Origin of the sequence: Bacillus cereus group sp. BfR-BA-01524, assembly GCF_022662595.1 — a bacterium.
Classification (GTDB): Bacteria; Bacillota; Bacilli; order Bacillales; family Bacillaceae_G; genus Bacillus_A; species Bacillus_A thuringiensis_S.
Genome location: NZ_JAKUDW010000009.1, coordinates 61,222 through 81,589 on the forward strand (window position 1 = coordinate 61,222; position 20,368 = coordinate 81,589).

Here is a 20,368-nt window from a genome sequence, read left to right on the forward strand (position 1 = left end):
AGGTAACTAGTATTCTACTTTTTGAGGAACATAAATATTGCTACCAGGCTTCGCTTTTATTTCGTTCCAAGCAGCAATCGCATCAGCTTTTGCTTTTCCTTTATTATTTGGATCTTCGAAAAAGTCACGAGTAAAGCGATTGTATTCAAATTGTGCACTGATAGTTGTTTTATATGTAGGATCTTTTTTTCGTTCGTTCTCTTCATACCAAAATGTTATCGCGTCTTCATATGTTTTGCCAACATTCTCTTTAAAAAACTTTTGAAGAGCTACTGTAAAGCGGAAGTTTGCTCCGATTTTTTCTTTGAAAAAAGCACGAACATCTTCGCTACAGCGGTGATTGTTAGTAATAATCGTTTGAAGAGAAAGGTCTTTATAAGAGAGGGAAGTCTTACTCGCTTTTGGACCAGAGCTGTTTTTTAATATTTTACCAGTAGTTAAATAATGTGAGATACGCTCGGTTATTTCGATCTTAGAGCCACTAGCTGGAAAATCATGTTCACGACAAAATGTTTGGAGTTCTGCTTTTAACCAATAATAGTTTTGGAAATCTTCAAGTGATATAGACTTTGTTAAAGGTGGATGCATGAATGTAACAACTACTTTCTTCCATAATTTTCTTCAATTATAAAACGTATGTTCTTTTTATGGAAGGGTTAATTTGTAAATATAATGGGAAGAGGAGATTGCATATGGAAAATGTAATGCAAGTTCGTGTTACAGGAATTTTAATTGAAGATGAAAAGGTATTGCTAGTAAAGCAAAAAGTGGCTAATCGAAATTGGTCTTTACCTGGAGGAAGAGCAGAGAATGGCGAAACGTTAGAGGAAGCAATGATTCGAGAAATGAGAGAAGAGACAGGGTTAGAAGTTAACATTCAGAAGCTACTCTATGTTTGTGATAAACCGGATGCCAGTCCATCTTTATTACATATTACATTTCTACTTGAAAAGCTTACAGGGGAAATTATGTTACCCTCTAATGAATTTGATCATAATCCAATTCATGATGTGCAAATGGTGCCGATTAAAGATTTAAGTCATTATGGTTTTTCGGAAACTTTTATCAATCTTATAAGTGAAGGTTTTGTAAATGCAGGGAGTTATCAAGGTTTGAAACAAAATATAGGTCTGTAAATATAGGGGAAGGATAGCCGTTCGCTATCCTTCATAACATGTTTTAAACTGCTGACTGTAAAGAAGAAACAAGCTGATTTAAAAATTTATCTCCGCTCATAATTGCTTTCCCGCCGCCACGGGCACTCTTTTTATTTCCGCCACCTTTTCCTTCAATTGGAGGAAGAGCATCTTTTAAAAGAGCATTCATATCAAGCGTTACAGTTTTTCCGCAAGCGAGAATACATTGTAATTTGTCCTCGTTTTCAATAACGAAATATGTAATTGCATGCTCTTGTTGTTCTGTAATAATAGCGGAAAGCTTTGCGATTTCTTGCATAGAACGATTTGTAAATACTTTAGAAATAAGTATGCCGGCATGTATTTCCGTAGGGTGTTGAAGTAGTTCATTTGCCTCTGCAAATAATAATTTTTCATTCATTGTTTGTATTGCTTTTTCGTTTTCTTTTTGAGAAGTAAGCAGTTGCGCCACTTTTGCTGGAATATCAGTTTCGCTACTGTTTAATTGTTTAGAAATATCTTTCATAATTTGTTGCTGTTGTCCCATTAATTTAAGTGTACGCCAACCAGCGATAAACGTTAAGCGTATACCACCTTTATTGCGCTCCCATCCTAGTATTTGAATAGGACCAACTTCACCAGTTCGTTTCGGATGCGTTCCACCACAGCCGTTGTAGTCAAAGTTTTCGATAATAACAACCCGTATATTTTCTGTCATAGTCGGTTCTTTACGAAGAGGCAACGTTTTCACTTCTTCTAAGTCCATCCACAGAGTACGGATTGGATGGTTTTCAAAAACAATTTTGTTTGCAATTTGTATTGCTTTTTCAACCGTTTCTGCATGAAGATTTTCTGTTTCTAAATCAATTGTTACCGTTTCTTTACCAAGATGGAATCCAATCGTAGGTATGTTAAAATGATCCCAAAAAGCAGCAGATAAAATGTGCTGAGCTGCATGTTGCTGCATATAATCAAACCGGCGCTCCCAATTGATTTTACCTTCTACGTCTTCTGTGTGTAATTGTTCTGCAATGAAGTGGCGGATTTCTTCGTCGATTTCTTCAACATCAAATACAGCAATACCATTTAAAGTTCCAGTGTCGTGTGGTTGTCCGCCACCAGTCGGATAAAATGCTGTTTCGTTTAAAACAACGTATAAGTTACCGTCTTTATCATAATCTTGCTTTATAATTTTAGTAGTAAATTCTTGCTTATAAGCGTCAGTGTAATATAATTTGTGCTCCAATTTTCTTTCTCCTCTCGCATTAACTAGTTTCATTGTAAAGCAATTGAAATTAGTTTCCTAATATTTCAGAAGAAAGAAACTATTTTTAGAATTTTCTTGCTATAATAAGAAGAAAATGCGGGGGTGGAATGAATATGTTATATGAAAATGGCGTAGATAAACTGCTTAGTTTAAGCAAAAATATTTCTGAATTGTATCGAGAATTAAATGAAATGACCCGGATTTTAACGGATTGTAATCGAGAAAGTGTGAAGTTTGATCGGTTATATGTAAAAGAGGTACTGTGGAAGAAAGAAGATGTAATAGAGAAATATGATCATCTGCTTGTGCAACTTTGTATAAATGAATGCTTTGATCTAAAAAGTGTCATTACAGGCGAATATAAGTATACATATGAAGAAGTAGAGAACATCGTTTTACAATTTAATGAGAAGTATAATGTTGCAATATTAATTAAAGATGTTTGTAAAGAATTACAGTTTACATATGGCATAGATATGGATATAACGAGAACAACGAGGGTATCAACAGCTCAAGTATAAAAAGGGAAAAGAAAGCAGATCCTTTGCTTTCTTTTTTTTATGTAAGAATTGGGAGAGAAGGTTTGAAGATGAAGGGGAAGTTGCAAAATATTCATCCGTTAGGAATGACAATTATAATAGGGACTTTATTTGCGAGGTTTGCCACGTCAATGAGTATTCCTTTTTTAGCAATTTATTTAACGACTGTTAAAGGCGTATCAGCAGGAATGACGGGTGCTATTATCGGAACGAGTGCACTTGTTGGGGTGTTCGCTAGTTTTATTGGAGGGAATTTATCGGATCGATTTGGCCGAAATATGATTATAATATGCTCCATGATCGCTTGGGTGTTTGTATTTATAGGTTTTTCACTTGCAAATCATGTTTTAAGTTTCTTTTTATTAAATGCTTTGAATGGATTATGTAGGTCTTTTTTTGAACCGACGTCAAGAGCATTATTATCAGATTTAACGAAACCAGAGTATCGTTTACTCGTGTATAATTTGCGTTACGGTGCAATCAATGTTGGCGTAGCGATTGGCCCACTTGTCGGATTACAGATTGGAAGCGCAAAATCTACAATTCCTTTTTTAGTAGCAGCTGGAGTGTACATTCTATATACAGCTATATTAGCATTCCAATTTAAGAAGTATCCAATTGAAAAAAAGAAAGTAAATACAGAAAAACCTGTCACAATGTTAAATGCAATTCGCATTTTGCGAAAGGATGTCGTATTTTTAGTTGCTTTAGTCGGTATTATTTTGAGTAATTGTGGTTTTTCTCACTTAACGACAACAGTATCTCAATATTTTGCAAATGCACATATATTTCAGGATGGAGTGAAATTATTTTCATATATGTTAGCTTTAAATGCGATTGTTGTAGTCGTAATTCAATACCCTGTTATTCAAATGTGTAAAAAGTATACACCGTTAGTATCCATTATGGTTGGAACTTTATTTGTGAGCGGAGGACTGTTTGGATTTGGAATAGCAGAATCTACGCTAGGTGCTGCCATTTGCACAATTATTTTTACAATTGGAGAAGTTCTCATGTTTTCAATGACGGATGTATTTATAGATGGTATAGCTGTTTCACATTTAAAAGGAACGTATTTTGGAGCAATGGGTTTTTCAGGAATTGGAGCAGTAATTGGTCCATGGCTTGGGGGAGTACTTCTTGATTACTACGGGTACCAAAATGGATTTATTGTCTTTTCAGCGCTAGCTATATTTTCAACTGTAGCATTTCCTGTGCTTGTAGTTACAAAGGGTTTATTGAAAAAAAGAGATGATAGAAATTGTAATTTAGAATTACATGCGAAATAAAATAAGCCCCAGCAGACGACTGGGGCTTATTTTTGTATTCATCCCGCTATTTGTATTTGCGGGCAGTAAAACTCCTATTGATTAAAGTTTCACTTTATTTTAATTCTCAATTTGAAAAAGAACTTTTTTTTCATGTTTATTAGCAACTTCATTTTTCGAAATATGAATGGCTAAATATCCATTCTCTAAGCAGGCCAGCATCTTCTTGTAAATAATAGTAGCGGGTAAAGGAATGATCCGCTGCAAAGAACTATTATTATGAAGTATGCAAATATTTAGGCCTGTCTCCATCTTTTTAATAACTACATTTTGTTCGGATACATTTGGTACATCTGTTTCCAAAATATACTCTTGTTCAGTTTCACAAAGGTCAATATGAATTTGATTTGGGAAACTAAAGTTACTACAAGAATCGGAACAAAATTGATCCATCCATTCTTCGAAACCATCAACATGAAAAAGACAATCCTTCTTTTTCTTGCCCATGTAAGACACCCTCCGTAAAATCTCAATTCATACTATGTTATGCATGAATGAAGTAGGGGTGAAGAATAAATGGAAAAATATAAACATTGTATGTGGCAAAGGTAGCTAGTGTGAACCTTTTGTTTTACATATCATGATGTGCATGATTCTTTTGACGTGAATGGTTACGGTTTTTTACTTTATGAGATCCGCTTAATGGTTCAGGTTGTCCTTTTTTTTCTTTCGCTTCACGATTGTTTTTGCCCATTATATGTGACACCTCCTCTTTCTCTTTAGAATGAGAGAAGTTTGTAAATTTATACGGGAATGTTTTTAGAAAAAAAGGTAAAGATAAATGGGACTAACTATTATGGAAAGGGGATTATATAATGCCATATCATAAAGATAAGCAACAAGCCTTTCAAGCGGCACAGCAAGGAGTTACACAAGCAGAAAATGCATTTAATAATATTGTGAAAAATGACCCTAACTACGGTCATGATTTAAAAGAGTTACGCCAAGAGGTTCAGGAAGCATATGAACAAATTCAAAATGCACTAGAGGTAGCTTCAGAAACACAACGTCCACAACTTGAGCAATATGAAAATAATCTCCAAAATATAATGCGAAATGTAGATCAATTAGAAAAGTAAATAAGGTTGTTGTCTATTCGACAACCTTGCTGCTTTAGTGAACGTTATGTTAAAACAGAAAATTCTTTTAATAGTTTTTTCTTTATTATGCGCAGTACATATATTTCAAGTGGAAAAAGTGGAAGCGAAAATGTTGCTCAGAAAAGAGTTAGAACCAACTGGTTATGTAACATGGGAAGTACCTAATAATGAAAAAATCATTGCAATTACATTTGATGATGGGCCAGATCCAACGTATACACCACAAGTTTTAGATTTATTACGTCAATATAAGGCGGAAGCGACATTTTTTATGATTGGATTTCGAGTTCAGCGTAATCCATATTTAGTGAAGCAAGTGTTAAAAGAGGGACATGAAATTGGAAATCATACGATGAATCATTTGTACGCAAGTAATTCGTCAGATGAAAAATTAGAAAATGATATTTTAGATGGAAAGAAATTTTTTGAAAAATGGGTGAAAGAACCTTTGCTATTCCGTCCTCCTGGCGGATATATTAACGATGCTGTATTTAAAACAGCGAAAGAGGCTGGCTATCAAATTGTTCTATGGTCGTGGCATCAAGACCCACGTGATTGGGCAAATCCAGGGGTTGAATCCATTGTAAATCATGTAGTGAAAAATGCTAAAAGTGGCGATATTGTATTGTTACATGATGGAGGAAATGATCGTAGTCAAACGGTAGCAGCGTTAGCAAAAATTTTACCTGAGCTGAAAAAGCAGGGCTATCGATTTGTAACGGTTTCGGAATTACTACGTTATAAACATTAGAAAAAATCCCAAAAGGAAAATAGACCTTTTGGGATTTTTCTTTACTGGTTCTTTTTACGTTTCTTATTATTTTGTCGCTCTGCTGGAGTTAAAGGCTCGTTTGCAAATTCTTCATTGTAACCAGTTCCTTGTCCTTGTGCAGATGCAGTATTCATTCCTGAAATAGTATGATTTGCTTTTCTTTTACCCATTTTATTTCACCTCTATAATATTTTTTGTATGTTGAATGATGAGCAGTTCATAGTATGTATGAACTGTAAGTAAACCGCTAATAGAGCACTTTACTTTATGATAATAGTATTCATAAGGAGCATGAAAGCTATTCAAATTTAGAAACATAAAGAAAACTTATGATAATCTATAAGTTTCTTATTATTTACTTATTTAGAAAGTTGTAATAAGATATTATCGTAAGGTATTGAAAAGTTTGTCTACATTTTATATTCAGACAACTTAGTCACGTTTAACAGGGGGGAAACATAATGGTCAAACATAATCCATTTCAATCACGTGCAACTTTTGAAGTAGATGGAAAAACGTATCATTATTATGATTTGAAAGCGCTTGAAAATGCAGGGGTTGGCAACGTATCTCAATTACCATATTCCGTGAAAGTTTTACTTGAATCAGTACTTCGTCAAGTAGATGGACGTGTAATCACAGAAGAGCATGTTACAAATTTAGCGAAATGGGGAACGAAAGATGTGCAAGATATCGATGTTCCATTTAAACCATCTCGTGTAATTTTACAAGATTTCACTGGTGTTCCAGCTGTTGTTGATTTGGCTTCGCTTCGTAAAGCAATGGCAGACATGGGTGGGGATCCTGACAAAATTAATCCTGAAATTACTGTAGACCTTGTAATTGACCACTCTGTACAGGTTGATAGAGCGGGTACGGCAGACGCGCTTGCATTCAACATGGACTTAGAGTTTAAACGTAATGAAGAACGTTATAAATTTTTAAGCTGGGCACAAAAATCATTTGATAACTACCGTGCAGTTCCACCAGCTACAGGCATTGTACACCAAGTAAACCTTGAATATTTAGCACCAGTTGTTCATGCTGTGAAAAATGCTGAAGGTGACTTAGTTGCATACCCAGATTCATTAGTTGGAACAGACTCACATACAACAATGATTAACGGTATCGGCGTTCTTGGATGGGGCGTTGGTGGTATTGAAGCAGAAGCAGGAATGCTTGGACAGCCTTCATACTTCCCAGTACCTGAAGTAATCGGTGTGAAATTAACTGGCACACTTCCAAGTGGTACTACGGCAACAGACGTTGCATTAAAAGTAACACAAGTATTACGTCAAAAAGGTGTAGTTGGTAAATTTGTTGAGTTCTTCGGTAATGGACTAAAGAGTATGCCTTTAGCTGACCGTGCAACAATTTCAAATATGGCACCAGAATACGGCGCAACTTGTGGATTCTTCCCAATCGATGATATTTCATTAGAATACTTACGTTTAACAGGTAGAGATGAAGAGCAAATTCGTATTGTTGAAGAATACTGTAAAGCGAACGGTTTATTCTATACAGCAGACAGTAAAGATCCAATCTACACTGATCTTGTTGAAATTGATTTAAATACAATCGAATCTAACCTTTCTGGACCAAAACGCCCACAAGATTTAATCCCACTTTCAGATATGAAAGATGCGTTCCACAAAGCTGTATTAGCACCAGTTGGAACACAAGGGCTTGGATTTAATGAGCAAGAGTTCGATAAAGAAGTGAAGGTTACATTAGAAGATAAAGAAGTAACGATGAAAACAGGTGCAATTGCAATCGCTGCAATTACAAGCTGTACAAATACATCAAACCCATACGTATTAATTGGGGCAGGTCTAGTTGCGAAGAAAGCAATTGAAAAAGGACTTGTAGTACCTGAGTACGTAAAAACATCATTAGCACCAGGATCTAAAGTTGTTACTGAGTACTTAGATAAATCAGGTTTAACAACATATTTAGACCAATTAGGTTTCCAAACAGTTGGTTACGGCTGTACGACTTGTATCGGTAACTCTGGTCCATTAGCGCCAGAATTAGAAGAATCAATCGCAGCAAACGACTTACTAGTAACATCTGTTTTATCTGGTAACCGTAACTTTGAAGGTCGTATTCATCCTCTTGTAAAAGCAAACTACTTAGCATCACCACCACTTGTTGTGGCATATGCACTTGCAGGTACTGTTGATATTGACCTAAAAAATGATGAAATCGGTAAAGATGCAAATGGCAAAGCTGTTTACTTCAATGATATTTGGCCATCAGCTAAAGAAATTGAAGATGTAGTTCAAAGTGTTGTTACATCTGAACTGTTCAAGAAAGAATATGCACAAGTATTTAACAGCAATGAGCGTTGGAATGAAATCCAAACTTCAAACGAAGCTTTATATACTTGGGATAATGATTCAACATACATTCAAAACCCACCATTCTTTGAAGGTTTATCTAAAGAGCCAGGTGAAGTTGAAACGTTATCAGGTTTACGCATAGTTGGTAAATTTGGTGATTCTGTAACGACAGACCACATTTCACCAGCAGGTTCAATTGGTAAGCACACACCAGCTGGACGCTACTTATTAGAAAACGGCGTACAACCAGTTGACTTTAACTCTTACGGTTCTCGTCGTGGTAACCATGAAGTTATGATGCGTGGTACATTTGCAAACATCCGTATTAAAAACCAAATCGCACCAGGCACAGAAGGCGGATATACAACATATTGGCCAACTGGGGAAGTAACATCTATCTATGATGCTGCTATGAAATATAAAGAAGATGGAACAGGTCTTCTAGTTGTTGCTGGTAAAGATTACGGTATGGGAAGTTCTCGTGACTGGGCTGCGAAAGGTACTAACTTATTAGGTATTAAAGCAGTAATCGCAGAAAGCTTCGAACGTATTCACCGCAGTAACTTAGTGTTAATGGGTGTATTACCACTTCAATTTAAAGATGGCGAAAATGCTGAAACGTTAGGTCTTGTTGGTAACGAGTCATTTGAAATCCAAATTGACAAAACAGTTAGACCACGCGATCTTGTAAAAGTAGTTGCAACTGATTTAGATGGCAACGAAAAACAATTTGAAGTAGTAGCTCGTTTCGATAGTGAAGTTGAAATTGATTACTACCGTCACGGTGGTATTCTGCAAATGGTTCTTCGTGAGAAAATTGAAGAGTCAAAAGTGTCGAACTAAATAATTGAAATGAAAAATAAGGAAGCTAACAATAGTTAGCTTCCTTATTTTATGGAAAGGGATGAAACCATATGGTTTCATCCCTTTCTTTTTACTACGAAAAGTGGAGGGAACGTCATGAAAGAATATAAAAGAATATTGTTGCCGTTACGAAAAGAGAAAATATTAGTAAGGGCAGCTGTATGTAGTGGGATAATTGCTGCCATTTTAAATTTATCACGCCCAATTTTCATGGGATTAATTGTAGACAATCTTATTCAAAGGGAGCTAAAAGGTGCTTATTTATATATAGCTTTATTTGCGGGTATTCGCTTTTTAATGTGGACGAACAATCTTTTATTTGATTATATAAGCTCAAAAGCGAGTCAACGTATATTACAAACGAAACGTATAGAATTATTGCGTCACTATTTCTCATTACCGTTTGAAGAGAGTGAGAATATTAAGCAAGGGGAGTTAGAAACTTTGGTCGTATCTGATATTCCGAACTGGGTCAGATTATATGGTTCTATATTAATAGAGTATATACACGCTATTGCCCAATTTATTGGAGCTTTCATAGCACTACAACATATAGATATACAGTTTATATTGTGGGTAACTCCGTTTTTATTTTTAAGTGCAATTGTTCCAATACTGATGGGAGAAAAGGTAAGGGATATTGCAAGCATTGCTCAAAAAAATCAATCGAGTGTTGTAGAGATGGTGTCACAGTTTGTAAAGGGTATACAAGATTTACGTAGTTTACAAAAAGAAAAATGGGCCATTCGCTTATTTAAAGGAGTAACGGCACAATCTTATAAATCGGAAGTAAAGAAGACGATGATGCAACATTGCATTGGAGTAGTTGAAACAGTGATTGAAACAGGAGCATATATCGTTGTTCTCATTGTAGGCGCACAAAAAATAATGAAAGGGGAAATGGAAGTTGGTTCACTCGTTGCAGTGTTAGCTACAATTGAAATGCTCTTTTTCCCAGTCCGTTACGTGGGCGATTTATTAATGATGACACAAGTTGCAGTCGCTTCGGCAAATAGAGTTTTTTCCTTTTTAGATAAAAGAATGGCAGATAGTAATGTAGAAAGAGCGATGGGGATGAGGATAACAAATGTTTCATTTCAGGAGAGTGAAGAAGAGAAACATAGAATTAATAATATTGATTTGCAAATTAATCCTGGTGAATTCGTTATCATTGTCGGAGAAAGTGGTGCAGGAAAAACAACGCTTTTAAAATTAATGACAGGTTTGTATAAACCATCTAACGGTAGTGTTGTTTATTATGGTCAAAAGGCTCGAATGACTACAGTGTGGCAAGAACCTCGTTTCTTTCGGACGACAGTAAAAGAGAATATGTATTTCCGGGAGGAGTATTTAGAAAACGAATTAGAAAAAAATATTGACCTTATAAATATGAAGCCGATAATTAGAGATTTACCTAAGGGGATTCAAACTGTACTACATAAAAGTGGAGAAGAGCTTTCGGGAGGAGAAAGAAAACGTCTTGCATTATTACGAGCAATTGGTTCAAATCCGAATCTTATTATTTTAGATGAACCGACTGCGGGGTTAGATCCGAGTAATCAAGAAACTGTTTGGAATATGATTGAAGGACTAGGAAGAGATGTAACGAGAATTGTGGCAACACATGATGTAGAGAAAGTGATACTAGCGGATCGTGTTGTCATAATGAGAGAAGGAAGTATTATTGCATGTGGAAGTCCTGAAAAATTAATAAATAGTCATTCATTTTGAAAGAGATGTGAATAAAGGTAAGAGCAGTGCCCTTATCTTTATTCAACATCATTTATTTGATATTGGATAGATTCTGAATGATTTAGATCTACATTAAAAGTAGCAGTCATAAGGAAAGTTGCAATTCCAAGGATTAAGAAAAGGACGAATGAGACTAGAGAGATGTAAAGACAAATACGCCCTACTTTCTTCTTTTCAAGATCGTTACTAAAGAGTGAAATGATCCATGTAATAATACCGATTGGGTATAAAAGAAAACTAAGAATATATAATGTTATTTTTTCGAATGAATTCATAAAAAATCCCCCTTTTGTTGAAGTTTATATAACTACGAAAGTAAAAAGGTGAATGGGCCCATTAGAAGATAAACAACACCTCATCTGTTTTTCTAATTATATGATAAAAAGGAAAAGATTACACTTTAAATGAGAATATTCTAATTATTTCGACTCTGAATATTTCCAAGCTTGTCCGTATAAGCTAAAATAAGGTATATAGTATTTGAGTAATTAAGTTATAAGAAGATAAATACGTTAGGGTGATATAACATGTGGCGGAAGCTTACGATTATTGTAGTGTTACTTTGTTTAGCGGGATATGCAGCTTATGAACAGTTTGGTAAAAAAGAGCAGGTGGTACAAGGGGAGCAAGAACAAAGTGAAGCTGCGATGAAAGAGATGATTGCAAGTAATGGTATTGAAATAGGGAAGAGTGCGCCAGACTTCGAATTAACGAAGTTAGATGGAACGAATGTAAAGCTATCAGATTTAAAAGGAAAGAAAGTGATTTTAAACTTTTGGGCAACGTGGTGTGGACCTTGCCAACAAGAAATGCCGGATATGGAGGCTTTCTATAAAGAACATAAAGAAAACGTAGAAATTTTAGCAATCAACTATACGCCTTCAGAAAAAGGTGGGGGGGAAGAAAAGGTAAGCAATTTTGCTAAAGAAAAAGGAATTACTTTTCCTATTTTATTGGACAAGAACATTGATGTGACAACAGCGTATAAAGTAATTACGATTCCAACTTCGTATTTTATAGATACAAAAGGTGTCATTCAAGATAAGTTTATTGGGCCGATGACGCAAAAAGAGATGGAGAAAAGGGTTGCTAAATTAAAATAATGGTGAAAAGGTAGAGGTGGAGAGCTCCCATTTCTGCCTTTTCTTTTTCAAGTAGTAATAACTTCATGATATGATGTAAGAAATATAATCGTTTAGAGATAAAGGAGTGTATGGAGTGGGGAATGTATCCTTACCGTTAGATTATGTTGTAATTGATTTTGAAACAACAGGATTTAACCCTTATAATGATAAAATTATTCAAGTTGCAGCGGTGAAATATCGTAATCATGAACTGGTAGATCAATTTGTTTCATACGTGAATCCAGAGCGGCTAATTCCGGACCGAATAACGAGTTTAACCGGTATTACCAATTATCGTGTTTCAGATGCACCGACGATTGAAGAAGTATTACCTTTATTTTTAGCATTTTTACATACAAATGTTATTGTGGCCCATAATGCTTCTTTTGATATGCGCTTTTTGAAAAGTAATGTAAATATGCTAGGGCTACCTGAACCTAAAAATAAAGTAATAGATACTGTATTTTTAGCGAAGAAATACATGAAGCATGCGCCTAATCATAAACTTGAAACGTTAAAGCGAATGCTTGGCATTCGTTTAAGTTCTCATAATGCATTTGATGATTGCATTACGTGTGCTGCTGTTTATCAAAAGTGTGCAGCTATTGAAGAAGAAGGACAGAGAAAAGTAAATAAGGTCTCACTTGATGAAATCGTAGTATACGAAGCGGTGAAAGAAATGCTTGCACGTAATAAACGTAATGTAGAATGGCTACGTTGTATGAATGTAGGAAGTTATTTAGATATAAAAGCTTTTTATCCAGTTATGAGAGTAAAGGTAAAAGGGCGAAAGAAATATGTATTAACAGAGATATTAGAAGATGATGTGAAAGAAATATGTACAAGCTTAAAATGTGAACCAGCGTTAAAAAGTGAAGTTGGTAATACAAGAATTATGCTTAATAGCTTAGAGGATGTTACGAAATTAGAAAGTTATATTTTAGAGCAGTATGATTTTGTATTACAGGCGCTTCATGATTATAAAGAAAATGAAATGAATGCAGATGAAAAGTTGAAAGAGTATTTAAACGTTATGGTATAAAAACTCCGTGTGCTATTTTGAAGTGAACCCGAATCGTGGTACAGGAAAAAACATCTTCTGAATTCGCATACTAAGTATGTAAATTTGACGGAGATGTTTTTCATTTAAAGAGCAGAGTACATTACTGAGCGTAAGTAATGTGGTTGGTTTGATATTGAAAGCCCCCATCATTTTAGTCATATCTAAAATGATGGGGGCTAATTTGTTTTCTAGTTAGTCACTTATTCAAAGAAAATTTGTTTAGTTACCTTACAAATTTTCTTTGAATAGTTCTGGTAAAAAATTACTGAACTCACTCATTTCTTCTACATTGTGTTTATATAAACCACTTAGATTAATAAATGGTGGTAACCCTTTCGGGAAAATGAATGTAGAAGTCATTACTGTACCGTTCTCGAATTTTTCATATTGATGTATTACTTGTGAAATTACATCGCCATGATCATCTAAACATGAACCCATTAAAACATGACTGTAATGTGTATTTATAGGACAATCTTTAGGGTCTTCCCATCTAATTCTTAGCGGGAATTCTAGTCCATCCCCAGCAGATTCAATTGAAGCTGATATGGCTCCTACATGCCCATGCACTTTAGGATCAACTAACCATTTAAAATCAACATGTTCTTCTGGGTGCCATAGTTTATATCGTTCAGAGTTATCGATATTATCCCACCACCAGTCAATCATTTCTGGTGTTACGTTATTCAATTCATGTTCAACTACTATTGATACTTGGTTTTTCATTTTTGTACCTCCTGTTTTTTAACCAACATAGTGTTGGTTATTTATATTTGTTATTATAGTTTGTATATTTCATGTGTTCAATAAACAGAAATAGTCGATCTGTTGTATTTTGAACACTTTATAAAAATATGTCTAAAAAAATTAGAAGGGAAAAATTAGAAAAAGCATACATTAATTTACGTATAGCTCGTACTGAAGAAGTAATACGTAATGCACGAACTAAATTAATATATGAAAAAGGATGGATTGCATACGGTAAGGATATTACAACTAAAGCCAATAGTAATCGAGGGATATTTGCTCGGAAGTCAAAATATTGTTCGAATTAAGATATGGATGAAATGGTAACGGATTGTTAAAACATGTAAAAAGTACTAAGTGAATTGCAGCGGATGCTTTAGGTGTTTTGATATGTGTCTAGATTTCGTAAGTGTTGCAATATATTGTACACGGAGTTTTTTTAGGAGTATTAAAACATAAAATTTTCTTACAAATCTGATTAAAGAGTTTTTCGTTTGCTCATACTATGTAATAAGAAAGCGAAGGAGAGAGGGTGAACAACATGAGAAGAAGTCGCCGTAAATCGTTTGAAGAACTTGTAAATGAAAATAAACAACAATTATTAAGCGATCGTGATGCAATTGATCGCATTGAAGAGCGCATCGAAAAACGTTATGAAATGAAACTTTTTAAGCAAGCTGAATAATTCTTAACACTAGTACGATACTAGTGTTAAGGAGGCGATAGTAATGGGTAATCCGAAAAAAAATTCAAAAGACTTTGCACCAAATCATATTGGAACACAATCGAAAAAAGCTGGTGGAAATAAAGGGAAACAAATGCAAGATCAAACAGGTAAACAACCGATTGTTGATAACGGTTAAAAAGGAGAATGTTATCATTCTTCTTTTTTGTGAGGAAATGAAAGATGAGTTTTTAGCAGTAATATGAAAAAAAGGGCTGACTTTTGTCAGCCTTTTTTCGTAATCGTAAAATTTTCAACGAGTAAACGCCAATTTTGTGGGAATGGTAAACCGATTTTCCAGTAACTAATACCGCCTATACCTTGTTCTTTCATTAGATTGAATTTACTTTGAACAGACCGTGAATCTTCAAACCAAACTTCGTGTTGCACGCCGTTTTCATCAAAATAATTAAAATGAGGAGCTTGGGCTGTGAAATCATAACGAATAGGAACATTATATTTACGAGCTAGTGCAACAGCTGCGACGGAGCTAATTGCTTTTGCAGGTGGATTTCCTTGTTTAAATGGAAGCTTCCAATCAAACCCGTATAAATTTTGCCCCATCATAATTTTTTGTGGAGGCATTTGAGATTTTGCATATTGAAGTACTTCTTTCACTGGACCGATAGGAGAAATCGCCATCGGTGGTCCGCCCTGCCATCCCCAGTCATATGTCATAATGACGACGAAATCAACAATTTGCCCTTGCGCTTTATAATCATGAGCTTCGAAAAATTTGCCCTTTTGATTGGAACTTGTTTTCGGTACGAGAGTTGTGCTCAATGTGTACCCACTAGGTAAGCGTGTTTTTACATTTCGTAAAAAGCGATTATACGCCTCGCGGTCTTCAGGTGCTACACTTTCGAAATCGAAATGAATGTCTCGCATGCCATATTTTTCAGCTGTTTGCAAAATGTTAGTAATAAATTTGTTTTGAATCGTTGCGTCGCGTAAAATAACCGATGTTAGATCGGCACTGAAATTACCATTTTCAATATTTGTAATAACGAGCATAGGGATTGTTTTACCTTGCGTTGCAATATTAGCGATTTTAGCTGTTTCAGTAGGTTCTTTTAATGTGCCATCTCTTTTTGCCTCAAAACTAAAATAAGCTAAGTATGTTAAAAATGGATTGATGGCGCGTGTCGCATTAACTAAACTCTCTTTAATAGGTATAGTTGAAGGTTGTAAATAAGCGATGGATTCTACAGCTCGTTTTGTGCCTTTTGGTACATATAATTGTTGTCCGACATGGAGAATAGATTTTAAAGATAAATTATTAACTTTAGCTAAACTAGCGAGGGGGACATTATATGTTTGAGAAATTCGATATAGGCTGTCACCGGGCTGTACATAATAATTATTTCCTTTCGTATTAACGATAAGTGCCTGACCAACAACGAGCGTTTCAGCTGGATTTAGTCCATTGTCTTTTACTATTTCGTCAGGTGTTGATCCATATTTTGATGCCAAGCTATATACGCTATCACCACTACGAACAGTTACAATTTGAATCATATGCTGGCTCCTTTCGGGAAAAGATTCACTATTTTTATTTTATTTTTGATGTCACTGTATTATGATTAAATGTATGCAAGGTAGCAGAAGTGAAAGAAGGCGAATATACATATGTTTGTAGCAGAACATGAAGTTGAAATCCGTTATGCGGAAACAGATCAAATGGGTGTTGTTTACCATTCAAACTACTTAGTGTGGCTTGAGTTAGGTCGCACGAAACTTATACAAGATTTAGGTTTTTCATATGTTGAAATGGAGAAAGAAGGAATTATTTCTCCTGTGTTAGATTTACAAATTTCATACCGTAAAGCGATGCGTTACGGAGAAAAAGCAATCGTAAAAACATGGGTAGATACTGTGAGCCCACTTCGCGTTGTATATGGATATGAAATATATAATGGTGATGGTGAACTTTGTATTACTGCAAGTACGACGAATATTTGTGCGAAAAAAGAAGGGTTCCGCCCTGTATCATTTAAAAAGTTATATCCTGAGTGGTATGCGAAATATGAGGAAATTAAGAAAAAATAAAAAAGCGTGGCAGAAGCCACGTTTTTTTATTTTTCATAATTAAATTGTGGGAAGTCGTCAGCTTCGTTAAGTGTAACAGATAAATTATGTCCATCGAAGAACCATTCATCATCGCCTTCAATAAAGAAATTAATACCTTCTTCTTGAATTTGAACAGCAGGATGTGCAGGATCATCTTTACGAATACCTAAAGAAAGTCCTTTTTGCACAGTACTGCAACCACCGTATTGTACGAAAAAGCGTAGTGTTTCATTTGATTGTAAGTTTAATTCATTTTTATACCATTGTGCTGCTTCTTTTGTTACGGAAAGATTCATGTATAGTTCCTCCAAGTTATGTTGCTTTTTCTTTAGTATAAAAAATAACGCAAAAAGACGCTATTAATATGCTTCACGTTTTCTTTTTGCGTTATGTGGGTTACGATCTTATTTTTGCTTCTTTGAAAAGTTTGCTTTTGGTTCAGTTTTATTTATAATTCGTCCGATATTTGCACGGTGTTTATAAATAACCATACCTGCTAATAAACACATCGCAATAATGAAGATTTTATCCCCGCTAACAATGGATGCAATAACAGCAACAACTGCTGTTACCATAGAAGAAAGTGATACGTATCTTGTTGTAAATAAAAGGGTGAAAAATACAACAGCTAATATTGCAAAAACAACTGGTGAATAGCATAATAGCACCCCAGCAGAAGTTGCAACTGCTTTACCACCGCGGAATTTCGCGAAAATCGGGTAGACATGTCCAAGAACAGCCGCTAACCCGAACCATAGTGGGTGAATATCTAATCCGAAAATCATTGGTAGACTTGTTGCTAATGTCCCTTTTAAAATGTCAGCAATTGTAACGGTAAAACCTGCCTTTTTCCCTAATGTGCGGAATGTGTTTGTTCCGCCTAGATTACCGCTCCCGTGCTCACGAATATCGATTCCGTAGCCAATTTTTCCAACAACTAGTGCAAATGGAATCGAGCCAAGTAAGTAGGCAACGATAAATAAAAGATATGTAGTAACCATAAGTTCAGTCTCCTTTATTCAAATGTGTTGATAAAGGGTAAAAAGAGTTTTTCCCGTATATTGTACCATACATTTGTAAAGAGCACATTTCTTTTTTGTAAATGAAAAATTCATTATTTCGTGAAAAAAATTTCACAGTAATGTTACATTTCTCACAGAAACAGTAAGACTATATGTAGTAACATTTTAATCACAAGACAACAACATATTGGTGGAGGGTTATAAATGTTACGAAATATTACACGTGGAGAAGAATTAATGAAAGTGTTTGAGACGATAGTCCACGGCAATGAACAAGATTTAATGCAAGAAAATGCAAATGTAGACGGCCGCTCTCCAATGGGCGTAATGGGAACGTTCGCATCTGAGAGTGCAAAATATTATGCTGTTGAGAATTTATTGTCAGATCAAGTGAAAAAAGCGATAAATGAAAATATATTATATCCACATGATTTAGATTTTTATACGACAGGAACGACGACTTGTTCGCAAATTCCGTTAGCGCAAATGCTTGCTAACGGTTTTCATACTGGACATGGACATATGAGACAACCGCAAGACATTAAAAGTGCATTGGCTCTTTCGTCTATTATTTTTCAAGCGAATCAAAATATGCAGCATGGTGGTCAATCGTTTGCACTCTTTGATATTGATTTAGCACCTTATGTACGAAAAACAATTGAGAGACATAAAAAACGATTACAATCATATCCGCTTACGAAAGAACAAATAGAAGAATTCGCGTGGAAAGAAACGGAAAATGATACGTATCAAGCGTGTGAGGCTTTCGTTCATAATTCGAATAGTATGCATAGTAGGGGCGGAGGACAAGTACCGTTTATTTCTATTAATTACGGAACAGACACATCAAAAGAAGGAAGACTGTTAATTAAACAACTTTTAAAAGCGACACAAGCTGGGCTTGGTAAAGGAGAGACACCGATTTTTCCGATTCAAATTTTCAAGATGAAAAAAGGTGTGAATTTTGAAGAAAGTGATCCGAACTACGATTTATTTGAATTAGCATTAGAGACAACTGCAGAGCGATTATTCCCTAACTTTTCATTTTTAGATGCTCCGTTTAATGCAGTACATTATGATGGAAGACCAGAAAGTGAAGTATGTTACATGGGATGTCGTACCCGTGTTATGTCTAATATACATGGAGAAGAAACAGCGATTGGTAGAGGGAATTTATCATTTACGTCTATTAATTTAGTGAAATTAGCGTTAATTAGTGGTTCAAAAGAAGCATTTTTTGAAGCGCTAAACTACTATTTAGATTTAGGAATTAAGCAGCTATTAGAAAGATTTGCGTATCAATGTACGAAGCGAGCAAGAGATTTTCAGTTTTTATATTCACAAGGTGTATGGCGTGGTGGAGAAACATTGCAGCCTGAAGACTCCGTAGCTTCGATTTTAAAACAAGGGACGTTAAGTATTGGCTTTATCGGTCTTGCGGAATGTTTAGTAGCTTTAACAGGAAAGCATCATGGGGAAGATGAAGAATCATGGAAACTTGGGTATGAAATTATTTCCTTTATGAGAGATAGAATGGATAAAGCGACAGAAGAACATCAACTGAATTTCTCGATAATTGCAACTCCAGCGGAAGGATTGTCAGGGAAGTTTGTGAAAAAAGATAGAGAAGAATTTGGTGAAATTAGCGGTATAACGAACCATAATTACTATACGAATTCATTCCATATTCCAGTTTATTATAACATTCAAGCGATAAAAAAAATCCGTTTAGAAGGCCCGTTCCATGCTCTATGTAATGGAGGACACATTACGTATATTGAACTAGACGGAGCAGCAATGCATAACAAAAAGGCATTAAAACAAATTGTACAAGCCATGGCAGAATATGGCGTTGGATACGGTTCAATTAATCATCCTGTTGACCGTTGTAAGTGCTGTAGTTATCACGGGGTTATTGGAAATGAATGTCCAAGTTGCGGGAATGAAGATGAGGCTAATATAGAAAGAATTCGCCGCATAACAGGCTATCTTGTAGGAGATATGTCGAAGTGGAATAGTGCGAAACGTAGTGAAGAGATAGATCGGGTGAAACATAAATGAAAGTGATGAATATTATTCATGATAGTGTAGTAGATGGAGAAGGATTGCGGACAGTCGTGTTTTTTGCGGGCTGTCCGCATCGTTGTGTCGGTTGCCATAATCCAAAATCGTGGAATATTTGCAACGGAACGGAAATGACAGTAGAAGAAATTGTGAAAGAGATTGCAAGTAATCCATTAACTGATGTAACATTTTCAGGTGGAGATCCATTTTTTCAAGCTGCTGAAGTAAAAAAGGTAGCAAAGGTCGTGAAAGATTTGAAAAAAAACCTATGGATGTATACAGGTTATACGTTAGAAGAGATACAGAGTTCTCAAAATAATGATATGATAGAGTTGTTACATTATGGGGATGTTTTAGTCGATGGAAGGTTTGAAATTGAGAAAAAAGATTTAACACTTCCATTTCGCGGAAGCTCCAATCAACGTATTATTCGATTGAAAGAGTAAAAAGGCGG

At 35.2% G+C, this 20,368-nt stretch carries 24 protein-coding genes; 14 read left to right on the forward strand and 10 right to left on the reverse strand.

The window, feature by feature from the left end:
• Positions 1-6: 6 nt before the first annotated feature.
• The gene (locus MR170_RS04895; RefSeq protein ID WP_242307417.1) at positions 7-588 is read right to left on the reverse strand and encodes a DUF6434 domain-containing protein; all 582 of its coding nucleotides are present in this window, start codon (positions 586-588) and stop codon (positions 7-9) included.
• A 104-nt stretch (positions 589-692) separates the two neighbouring features.
• Here MR170_RS04895 and MR170_RS04900 point away from each other — a divergent pair, with 104 nt between their 5' ends.
• A complete protein-coding gene (locus MR170_RS04900; RefSeq protein WP_242307418.1) occupies positions 693-1,136 on the forward strand; it encodes an NUDIX hydrolase in 444 nt (147 codons plus the stop codon).
• Between the two features lie 43 nt (positions 1,137-1,179).
• Here MR170_RS04900 and MR170_RS04905 read toward each other — a convergent pair whose 3' ends face one another.
• Complete coding sequence (locus tag MR170_RS04905) at positions 1,180-2,382, reverse strand: alanyl-tRNA editing protein (RefSeq protein WP_242307420.1); 1,203 nt, start codon at positions 2,380-2,382, stop codon at positions 1,180-1,182.
• A gap of 134 nt (positions 2,383-2,516) precedes the next feature.
• On the opposite strand from MR170_RS04905, the gene MR170_RS04910 reads away from it, so the two are divergent.
• On the forward strand, positions 2,517-2,924 hold the full coding sequence (locus tag MR170_RS04910; RefSeq protein ID WP_016080668.1) for a hypothetical protein: 408 nt from the start codon (positions 2,517-2,519) through the stop codon (positions 2,922-2,924).
• 68 nt (positions 2,925-2,992) lie between these two features.
• The gene (locus MR170_RS04915) at positions 2,993-4,231 is read left to right on the forward strand and encodes an MDR family MFS transporter (protein ID WP_043936426.1); all 1,239 of its coding nucleotides are present in this window, start codon (positions 2,993-2,995) and stop codon (positions 4,229-4,231) included.
• 99 nt (positions 4,232-4,330) lie between these two features.
• Here MR170_RS04915 and MR170_RS04920 read toward each other — a convergent pair whose 3' ends face one another.
• Positions 4,331-4,717, reverse strand: coding sequence for an Hsp20/alpha crystallin family protein (locus MR170_RS04920; RefSeq protein ID WP_000516738.1), 387 nt, complete (start codon positions 4,715-4,717; stop codon positions 4,331-4,333).
• A 124-nt stretch (positions 4,718-4,841) separates the two neighbouring features.
• On the reverse strand, positions 4,842-4,964 hold the full coding sequence (locus MR170_RS04925) for a small acid-soluble spore protein P (RefSeq protein WP_000517650.1): 123 nt from the start codon (positions 4,962-4,964) through the stop codon (positions 4,842-4,844).
• 121 nt (positions 4,965-5,085) lie between these two features.
• Here MR170_RS04925 and MR170_RS04930 point away from each other — a divergent pair, with 121 nt between their 5' ends.
• Together MR170_RS04930 and pdaB are read left to right on the forward strand one after the other, a co-directional pair.
• Positions 5,086-5,349 carry a hypothetical protein gene (locus MR170_RS04930; RefSeq protein ID WP_001146295.1) on the forward strand — a complete coding sequence of 88 codons (264 nt, stop codon included), beginning with the start codon at positions 5,086-5,088 and terminating at the stop codon, positions 5,347-5,349.
• A gap of 46 nt (positions 5,350-5,395) precedes the next feature.
• Entirely contained in the window at positions 5,396-6,121 is a 726-nt protein-coding gene (gene pdaB / locus MR170_RS04935) for a polysaccharide deacetylase family sporulation protein PdaB (protein WP_043936425.1), read from the forward strand.
• Positions 6,122-6,162: 41 nt separating this feature from the next.
• Here the strand turns inward: pdaB and sspO are convergent, their stop codons facing one another.
• The gene (gene sspO / locus MR170_RS04940) at positions 6,163-6,312 is read right to left on the reverse strand and encodes a small acid-soluble spore protein O (RefSeq protein ID WP_016080671.1); all 150 of its coding nucleotides are present in this window, start codon (positions 6,310-6,312) and stop codon (positions 6,163-6,165) included.
• A gap of 291 nt (positions 6,313-6,603) precedes the next feature.
• On the opposite strand from sspO, the gene acnA reads away from it, so the two are divergent.
• Positions 6,604-9,327 carry an aconitate hydratase AcnA gene (gene acnA, locus MR170_RS04945; RefSeq protein ID WP_242307421.1) on the forward strand — a complete coding sequence of 908 codons (2,724 nt, stop codon included), beginning with the start codon at positions 6,604-6,606 and terminating at the stop codon, positions 9,325-9,327.
• Between the two features lie 117 nt (positions 9,328-9,444).
• A complete protein-coding gene (locus tag MR170_RS04950; RefSeq protein WP_242307422.1) occupies positions 9,445-11,079 on the forward strand; it encodes an ABC transporter ATP-binding protein in 1,635 nt (544 codons plus the stop codon).
• A gap of 38 nt (positions 11,080-11,117) precedes the next feature.
• Here the strand turns inward: MR170_RS04950 and MR170_RS04955 are convergent, their stop codons facing one another.
• Positions 11,118-11,375: a hypothetical protein gene (locus MR170_RS04955; RefSeq protein ID WP_001083876.1), complete on the reverse strand. Its 258-nt coding sequence runs from the start codon at positions 11,373-11,375 to the stop codon at positions 11,118-11,120.
• 252 nt (positions 11,376-11,627) lie between these two features.
• Between MR170_RS04955 and MR170_RS04960 the strand changes: the two genes are divergently transcribed.
• Both MR170_RS04960 and MR170_RS04965 read left to right on the forward strand, forming a co-directional pair.
• The gene (locus MR170_RS04960; RefSeq protein WP_000269065.1) at positions 11,628-12,203 is read left to right on the forward strand and encodes a TlpA family protein disulfide reductase; all 576 of its coding nucleotides are present in this window, start codon (positions 11,628-11,630) and stop codon (positions 12,201-12,203) included.
• Between the two features lie 115 nt (positions 12,204-12,318).
• The gene (locus MR170_RS04965; protein WP_242307424.1) at positions 12,319-13,266 is read left to right on the forward strand and encodes a 3'-5' exonuclease; all 948 of its coding nucleotides are present in this window, start codon (positions 12,319-12,321) and stop codon (positions 13,264-13,266) included.
• A gap of 249 nt (positions 13,267-13,515) precedes the next feature.
• Here MR170_RS04965 and MR170_RS04970 read toward each other — a convergent pair whose 3' ends face one another.
• Complete coding sequence (locus MR170_RS04970; protein ID WP_242307425.1) at positions 13,516-14,013, reverse strand: DAPG hydrolase family protein; 498 nt, start codon at positions 14,011-14,013, stop codon at positions 13,516-13,518.
• A 562-nt stretch (positions 14,014-14,575) separates the two neighbouring features.
• On the opposite strand from MR170_RS04970, the gene MR170_RS04975 reads away from it, so the two are divergent.
• Both MR170_RS04975 and sspN read left to right on the forward strand, forming a co-directional pair.
• Positions 14,576-14,719: an FbpB family small basic protein gene (locus tag MR170_RS04975; protein WP_001254699.1), complete on the forward strand. Its 144-nt coding sequence runs from the start codon at positions 14,576-14,578 to the stop codon at positions 14,717-14,719.
• Between the two features lie 43 nt (positions 14,720-14,762).
• A complete protein-coding gene (gene sspN / locus MR170_RS04980; RefSeq protein ID WP_000527987.1) occupies positions 14,763-14,897 on the forward strand; it encodes an acid-soluble spore protein SspN in 135 nt (44 codons plus the stop codon).
• Between the two features lie 86 nt (positions 14,898-14,983).
• On the opposite strand, the gene MR170_RS04985 is transcribed toward sspN, so the two are convergent.
• Entirely contained in the window at positions 14,984-16,276 is a 1,293-nt protein-coding gene (locus MR170_RS04985; protein WP_000614855.1) for a glycoside hydrolase family 18 protein, read from the reverse strand.
• A gap of 111 nt (positions 16,277-16,387) precedes the next feature.
• Here MR170_RS04985 and MR170_RS04990 point away from each other — a divergent pair, with 111 nt between their 5' ends.
• The gene (locus MR170_RS04990; protein WP_000495812.1) at positions 16,388-16,807 is read left to right on the forward strand and encodes an acyl-CoA thioesterase; all 420 of its coding nucleotides are present in this window, start codon (positions 16,388-16,390) and stop codon (positions 16,805-16,807) included.
• A gap of 26 nt (positions 16,808-16,833) precedes the next feature.
• Here the strand turns inward: MR170_RS04990 and MR170_RS04995 are convergent, their stop codons facing one another.
• The gene (locus MR170_RS04995; protein WP_242307426.1) at positions 16,834-17,124 is read right to left on the reverse strand and encodes a HesB/YadR/YfhF family protein; all 291 of its coding nucleotides are present in this window, start codon (positions 17,122-17,124) and stop codon (positions 16,834-16,836) included.
• Positions 17,125-17,232: 108 nt separating this feature from the next.
• Positions 17,233-17,829, reverse strand: a complete 597-nt coding sequence (plsY, locus tag MR170_RS05000; protein WP_000258974.1) for a glycerol-3-phosphate 1-O-acyltransferase PlsY — start codon at positions 17,827-17,829, stop codon at positions 17,233-17,235.
• Positions 17,830-18,054: 225 nt separating this feature from the next.
• Between plsY and MR170_RS05005 the strand changes: the two genes are divergently transcribed.
• Both MR170_RS05005 and nrdG read left to right on the forward strand, forming a co-directional pair.
• Positions 18,055-19,911 carry an anaerobic ribonucleoside triphosphate reductase gene (locus MR170_RS05005; protein WP_242307427.1) on the forward strand — a complete coding sequence of 619 codons (1,857 nt, stop codon included), beginning with the start codon at positions 18,055-18,057 and terminating at the stop codon, positions 19,909-19,911.
• Positions 19,908-20,360, forward strand: a complete 453-nt coding sequence (gene nrdG / locus MR170_RS05010; RefSeq protein ID WP_242307433.1) for an anaerobic ribonucleoside-triphosphate reductase activating protein — start codon at positions 19,908-19,910, stop codon at positions 20,358-20,360. Before MR170_RS05005 ends, nrdG begins: the two co-directional genes overlap by 4 nt.
• Positions 20,361-20,368: the final 8 nt, after the last annotated feature.

Excerpts from the sequence above, each read along its gene's own strand:
- MR170_RS04895 (WP_242307417.1), bottom strand. The coding sequence starts at position 588 with ATGCATCCACCTTTAACAAAGTCTATATCACTTGAAGATTTCCAAAAC.
- MR170_RS04900 (WP_242307418.1), top strand. The coding sequence starts at position 693 with ATGGAAAATGTAATGCAAGTTCGTGTTACAGGAATTTTAATTGAAGAT.
- MR170_RS04910 (WP_016080668.1), top strand. The coding sequence starts at position 2,517 with ATGTTATATGAAAATGGCGTAGATAAACTGCTTAGTTTAAGCAAAAAT.
- MR170_RS04915 (WP_043936426.1), top strand. The coding sequence starts at position 2,993 with ATGAAGGGGAAGTTGCAAAATATTCATCCGTTAGGAATGACAATTATA.
- MR170_RS04920 (WP_000516738.1), bottom strand. The coding sequence starts at position 4,717 with ATGGGCAAGAAAAAGAAGGATTGTCTTTTTCATGTTGATGGTTTCGAA.
- MR170_RS04925 (WP_000517650.1), bottom strand. The coding sequence starts at position 4,964 with ATGGGCAAAAACAATCGTGAAGCGAAAGAAAAAAAAGGACAACCTGAA.
- MR170_RS04930 (WP_001146295.1), top strand. The coding sequence starts at position 5,086 with ATGCCATATCATAAAGATAAGCAACAAGCCTTTCAAGCGGCACAGCAA.
- pdaB (WP_043936425.1), top strand. The coding sequence starts at position 5,396 with ATGTTAAAACAGAAAATTCTTTTAATAGTTTTTTCTTTATTATGCGCA.
- sspO (WP_016080671.1), bottom strand. The coding sequence starts at position 6,312 with ATGGGTAAAAGAAAAGCAAATCATACTATTTCAGGAATGAATACTGCA.
- acnA (WP_242307421.1), top strand. The coding sequence starts at position 6,604 with ATGGTCAAACATAATCCATTTCAATCACGTGCAACTTTTGAAGTAGAT.
- MR170_RS04950 (WP_242307422.1), top strand. The coding sequence starts at position 9,445 with ATGAAAGAATATAAAAGAATATTGTTGCCGTTACGAAAAGAGAAAATA.
- MR170_RS04955 (WP_001083876.1), bottom strand. The coding sequence starts at position 11,375 with ATGAATTCATTCGAAAAAATAACATTATATATTCTTAGTTTTCTTTTA.
- MR170_RS04960 (WP_000269065.1), top strand. The coding sequence starts at position 11,628 with ATGTGGCGGAAGCTTACGATTATTGTAGTGTTACTTTGTTTAGCGGGA.
- MR170_RS04970 (WP_242307425.1), bottom strand. The coding sequence starts at position 14,013 with ATGAAAAACCAAGTATCAATAGTAGTTGAACATGAATTGAATAACGTA.
- MR170_RS04975 (WP_001254699.1), top strand. The coding sequence starts at position 14,576 with ATGAGAAGAAGTCGCCGTAAATCGTTTGAAGAACTTGTAAATGAAAAT.
- sspN (WP_000527987.1), top strand. The coding sequence starts at position 14,763 with ATGGGTAATCCGAAAAAAAATTCAAAAGACTTTGCACCAAATCATATT.
- MR170_RS04985 (WP_000614855.1), bottom strand. The coding sequence starts at position 16,276 with ATGATTCAAATTGTAACTGTTCGTAGTGGTGATAGCGTATATAGCTTG.
- MR170_RS04990 (WP_000495812.1), top strand. The coding sequence starts at position 16,388 with ATGTTTGTAGCAGAACATGAAGTTGAAATCCGTTATGCGGAAACAGAT.
- MR170_RS04995 (WP_242307426.1), bottom strand. The coding sequence starts at position 17,124 with ATGAATCTTTCCGTAACAAAAGAAGCAGCACAATGGTATAAAAATGAA.
- plsY (WP_000258974.1), bottom strand. The coding sequence starts at position 17,829 with ATGGTTACTACATATCTTTTATTTATCGTTGCCTACTTACTTGGCTCG.
- MR170_RS05005 (WP_242307427.1), top strand. The coding sequence starts at position 18,055 with ATGTTACGAAATATTACACGTGGAGAAGAATTAATGAAAGTGTTTGAG.
- nrdG (WP_242307433.1), top strand. The coding sequence starts at position 19,908 with ATGAAAGTGATGAATATTATTCATGATAGTGTAGTAGATGGAGAAGGA.